Source organism: Streptomyces sp. NPDC056948 (genome assembly GCF_042674225.1).
GTDB classification, from domain to species: Bacteria; Actinomycetota; Actinomycetes; order Streptomycetales; family Streptomycetaceae; genus Streptomyces; species Streptomyces purpurascens.
This window is the reverse complement of record NZ_JBHUQX010000577.1, coordinates 1-4,582: the sequence shown is the minus strand read 5'-3', so window position 1 is coordinate 4,582 and position 4,582 is coordinate 1. Positions and strand designations below refer to the sequence as shown.

Annotated in this window: 6 protein-coding genes; 4 read left to right on the top strand and 2 right to left on the bottom strand. The window is 72.2% G+C overall.

Annotation, left to right across the window (positions count from 1 at the left end; genetic code table 11):
• Both ACFTZL_RS41410 and ACFTZL_RS41405 read left to right on the top strand, forming a co-directional pair.
• Positions 1-985: amidohydrolase (locus tag ACFTZL_RS41410; RefSeq protein ID WP_382594710.1), on the top strand; the 985-nt coding region annotated here is incomplete at its 5' end.
• Positions 986-1,015: 30 nt separating this feature from the next.
• Positions 1,016-1,534 (top strand): GNAT family N-acetyltransferase, encoded by a 519-nt coding sequence (locus tag ACFTZL_RS41405; RefSeq protein WP_382594707.1) that lies wholly within the window; start codon positions 1,016-1,018, stop codon positions 1,532-1,534.
• On the opposite strand, the gene argB is transcribed toward ACFTZL_RS41405, so the two are convergent.
• Together argB and ACFTZL_RS41395 are read right to left on the bottom strand one after the other, a co-directional pair.
• On the bottom strand, positions 1,521-2,342 hold the full coding sequence (argB, locus tag ACFTZL_RS41400) for an acetylglutamate kinase (RefSeq protein WP_382594713.1): 822 nt from the start codon (positions 2,340-2,342) through the stop codon (positions 1,521-1,523). The genes ACFTZL_RS41405 and argB overlap by 14 nt on opposite strands.
• Positions 2,343-2,469: 127 nt before the next feature.
• Entirely contained in the window at positions 2,470-3,126 is a 657-nt protein-coding gene (locus ACFTZL_RS41395) for an isochorismatase family protein (RefSeq protein ID WP_382594704.1), read from the bottom strand.
• Positions 3,127-3,372: 246 nt separating this feature from the next.
• Between ACFTZL_RS41395 and panD the strand changes: the two genes are divergently transcribed.
• On the top strand, positions 3,373-3,792 hold the full coding sequence (gene panD, locus ACFTZL_RS41390) for an aspartate 1-decarboxylase (RefSeq protein WP_382594701.1): 420 nt from the start codon (positions 3,373-3,375) through the stop codon (positions 3,790-3,792).
• 31 nt (positions 3,793-3,823) lie between these two features.
• Positions 3,824-4,168, top strand: a complete 345-nt coding sequence (locus ACFTZL_RS41385) for a GNAT family N-acetyltransferase (RefSeq protein ID WP_382594698.1) — start codon at positions 3,824-3,826, stop codon at positions 4,166-4,168.
• The last annotated feature ends 414 nt before the right edge of the window (positions 4,169-4,582 follow it).

The window sequence follows — 4,582 nt, the reverse complement described above, 5'->3', positions numbered from 1 at the left end:
GGGCGTCACCGCCTGCGCCGAAGCGGGCATCGGCGGCACGCTCTTCGGCCACAGCCCCGTCGAACTCGGCGCCTACCAGCTCGCCCGGGACAAGGGGCTGCTGCCCCTGCGCGTGCAGCTCATGGTGTCCGGAGACCGGCTGCGCCCGGTCGCGGCACACGAGACCGACGGCATCCCGCGGGCCCTCGACCTCGGCCTGCGCACCGGGTTCGGCGACGACCGGCTCTCCGTGGGCGCTCTGAAGATCTACACCGACGGCGGCATGATGGCCCGTACGGCCGCGCTGGGCAGCCCGTACGAAGGGCTCGACCACACCGGGCAGTTGCAGGACGACCCGCAGGCGCTCACCGACCTCATCGTGGACGGCCACCTCGCCGGCTGGCAGCTCGCCGTGCACGCGATCGGCGACCGCGCGGCCGACGTGGCCCTGGACGCCCTCGACCGCGCCCAGCGCCTGCGGCCCCGGCCCGAGGCCCGCCACCGCATCGAACACGCCGGGCTGATCCGGCCCGACCAGCTCCCGCGCTTCGCGCGACTCGGCGTCAGCGCGGTGATCCAGCCCAACTTCCTGCGGTACTTCGGCGACGACTACGCGTCGATCATGGGCGTGGAACGCGCACCGTGGCTGTACCGGGGCAGGGCGTTCCTGGACCACGGCATCCCGCTGGTGGGCAGCTCCGACCGTCCCGTCGCCGACGGATCGCCCCTGCGGGCCGTCCAGTTCATGGTCGAGCGCGCCTCGACCTCGGGGCAGGTCATCGGCCCGGACGAGGGCATCACCGTCGACGAGGCGCTGCACGCGTACACCGTCGCCGGTGCCCACGCCTGCCACTGGGAGGACAGCCTGGGGAGTCTCACCCCCGGCAAACGCGCCGACCTGGTCGTGCTCGGCGACGATCCCCGGCACGTCGACACCTCCCGCATCGGAGACATCGAGGTCGTGGAGACGTACGTCGACGGCAGCCCGGGCCGTCCGCGCGTTTGATCCCGGGTCCGGTACCGAGGAAGGAATCCCTTGACCACGGCTACGCCGCGCCCTGCCGCGCTGCCGCACGCACTTCTCGCGCCGTCGCCCTCGGTGCGCACCGCCCGCCCGGACGAGGCCGCCGCGCTCGCCGCCCTGTCCCTGCCCTTCGTACGCTCGGGTGCGCTGCGCGAACGCCCCGTCTCCCTCTATGCCGGCCATGCCGCGGACTTCCTGGTACTGGAGGCACCGGACGGCACCCTGGAGGGCTGCGTGGGCATGCGGGCGTATCCCGAAGGGGGAGAGGGCGGCGGACCCGCAGGCGTCGTCTACAACTTCTGCGTGGCGGAGCACCAGCAGGGGAGCGGAGCGGGAGCAGGGCTGCTGCGCGCGGTCCTGGCCATGGCCCGCGCCCAGTCACTCGACGCCCTGTTCACGGCGACCACCGGCGGCGGCGGACTGTTCCTCCGCTACGGCTTCACGCCCACGACCGCCCGACTGGCGCCGCGGGCCTGGGCGGAGTCCCTGGACCCGCGGCGCAACGCCCGGGTCCTGGTCAGGACTTGGTGACCGCGTCGGGAACCACGGTCGTGCCCGGACTGGTCTCCGCGAGGACGCCGCGCAGCACCGCGTGCGGCACCCGGCCGTCCAGTACATGCGCCTTGCGCACGCCGCCGCGGACGGCCCGCAGACAGCCCTCCATCTTCGGCAGCATCCCGCTCGCCAGCCCGGGCAGCAGCCCGTCCAGCGCACCGGCCGTCAGCCGTCCGATCACCTCGGTGCTGCGCGGCCAGTCCGCGTAGAGCCCCTCGACATCGGTGAGCATCACCAGCCGCTCGGCGTCGAGGGCGACGGCGAGGGCCGACGCCGCGAGATCGGCGTTGACGTTGTAGACCTGCCCGTCCGCACCGCGCGCCACGGGAGAGACGACAGGGATGTGCCCCTGCTCCAGCAGGGCGCGCACCATCGCCGGGTTCACGTCCACGATGTCGCCGACGAGCCCGATGTCCACCGCTTTGCCGTCCACCCGGGCCGGTCGCCGTACGGCGGTCATCGTGTGCGCGTCCTCGCCGGTCAGGCCCACCGCGAAGGGCCCATGGGCGTTGATGTGACCGACCAGCTCCCGCTGGACCCGGCCCGTCAGCACCATGCGCACCACGTCCATGGTCTCCGGGGTGGTGACCCTGAGGCCCGCCTCGAAACGGGTCTCCAGGCCCAGACGGTCGAGCATCGCGCTGATCTGCGGCCCGCCGCCGTGCACGACGACCGGGCGCAGCCCCGCGTGCCACAGCTCCACCATGTCCTGGGCGAAGGCCCGATGCAGACTCGCGTCCACCATGGCGTTGCCGCCGAACTTCACGACGACCGCGCTGCCCAGGAGCTCACCCGGCGGCTGGGGAAGGGACGGGAAACGGGTCGCGACCGGGTCGGCCTGGGTCACGCTCACGGAGTCACTCCAATTCAAGGTTTGTCGAGGAAGGCACCGGTGTTCCGCGCCGCGGGCGTCACGCGTTCCTCCGCTCCCGGTGCAGGAGCAGGGCGCGCAGCAGACCGTCCGTCGTACAGACCACTCCGGCGCGCGCGGCCCACCGGAGCGCCAAGGCGTGCTCCTCGGCGGAGAAGTCGGCGACCGCGTCGGCGACGACGAACGGCTGGATGTCGTTCATGAAGGCGTCCGCGGCGGTCAGCAGGACGCCGAGGTGTGCGTGCACCCCGCAGATGATCAGCTGGTCCCGGTTCTGGGAGCGCAGCAGCCTGCCGAGATGGCTGCGCAGGAAGGCGTTGTGGCGCACGTTCGCCAGCAGGTGCTCCCCGGGGCGGGGCGTGAGAGGCGCGACGATCGCCGCGGCATCCGGCTCGTCCCCTATCCCCGGCCCCCACATGTCACCGACCAGCCCGCGCTGCGCGGGCGGCTGCCCGGCCGGCTCCGCGCTGAACACGATGGGCATGTCCAGGGTGTCGGCGAGTTCCCGGAGCGCGGCGATGTTGTCGACGAGTTCCACCACGGGGGAGCGGCCGGCGGGGAAGGCCCGGACGAAGTGGTTCTGCATGTCGTGGACCAGGAGCGCGGCACGGGCCGGGTCGATCCGCCAGGAGACGTGCGACCGGGGGATCGCGGAGCGATCCGGCATGGGATAGGAGCCGATGGCCGGCAAGCCCATGGTGATTCTCTCCCCCCGATCACGCGAAGCGGTCCGGATCCACACGAGAAATTTAGCTTAGCCTAACCTAAATTGAGCCCCGTGGGGCTGGAGTTGACGCAGCACGGTCCGGCCTTCCGGATGTGGCGATGGTCACGCACCTCGCCGAACTCCGTTGCGTAGGCTGGCGTCGGCCATTCGCAAGGCAACCAGTAGCCCTTGACCTGCTAGAGCGCGGGCAGGGAGCGTCATAGTGGGAGTGCACCGATGTTGCGAACCATGTTCAAGTCCAAGATCCACCGAGCCACCGTCACCCAGGCCGACCTGCACTACGTGGGATCGGTGACCATCGACGCCGACCTGCTCGACGCCGCCGATCTGCTGCCCGGCGAGCTCGTGCACATCGTGGACATCACCAACGGCGCCCGGCTGGAGACGTACGTCATCGAGGGCGAGCGCGGATCCGGGGTGATCGGGATCAACGGGGCCGCCGCGCATCTCGTGCACCCCGGCGATCTCGTGATCATCATCAGCTACGCACAGGTGACGGACGCCGAGGCGCGGGCACTCACCCCCAGGGTCGTGCACGTGGACCGCGACAACCGGATCGCGGCCCTGGGCGCCGACCCGTCCGAGCCGGTGCCGGGCTCGGACCAGCAGCGCAGCCCGCAGGCCGTCGGGGCCTGACCGGACGCAGACGGGACAGGAGCATGTCCGTATGAAGGACCTGGAGATCCGCGACGACCGGGCCGCCGGCCGCCTGGAGGCGCTGACCGGCGGTGAAGTCGTCGGCCGCATCGAGTACTTCGTCCTCGAGAGCCCCGCACGCGCGCTGGTGCCCGTCCACACGATCGTCGAACCGGCCCACGAGGGCCAGGGCATCGCGGGGTCGCTGGCACGCGAGCTCTACGCCATCGCCGCACGTGAGCACAGCCCGGTCGTCTCGCTGTGTCCCTACGTCACCCGATGGGTCGAACGCCACCCCGACGAGGCCCGCCCGGCCGATCCGGACCTGCTGACGGCGGCGAAGGAATGGCTGTCCGCCCACCCCGGCCGCTTCTGACCCACCTGGACCCCTCCCCGTCCCGCGCCGGAGTGACTGGGGAAGCAGGTGTCGGGTAGGCGGGGGAGTAGTCCAGAGCCGGAGTCGATCGACTGGCTGGAGGGCCTCATGACGAATCCGTTTCCCGACCCCGTGCATCCGGGGCCGACACCGGGCCCGGATCCCCAGCACCCGGAGCCGCGCCCCGACCCGGTGCCGGATCCGCAGCCACCGCCGGGCCCGGAGCCCACTCCGCCGCCCCCGTCCCCGACCCCGCCCCCGTCCCCGACCCCGCCCCCGGGGCCGGACCCCGTGCCGGGTCCCGACCCGTCACCGATCCCCCCGGGCCCGGAGCCCGTACCGAGCCCCGAGCCGGGCCCGCCGCTGTCCTGAACAGACGGTAAGAGAACAAGAGAAAGGGGCCGGAGGACAGCC

Excerpts from the sequence above, each read along its gene's own strand:
- ACFTZL_RS41395 (WP_382594704.1), bottom strand. The coding sequence starts at position 3,126 with ATGGGCTTGCCGGCCATCGGCTCCTATCCCATGCCGGATCGCTCCGCG.
- panD (WP_382594701.1), top strand. The coding sequence starts at position 3,373 with ATGTTGCGAACCATGTTCAAGTCCAAGATCCACCGAGCCACCGTCACC.
- ACFTZL_RS41385 (WP_382594698.1), top strand. The coding sequence starts at position 3,824 with ATGAAGGACCTGGAGATCCGCGACGACCGGGCCGCCGGCCGCCTGGAG.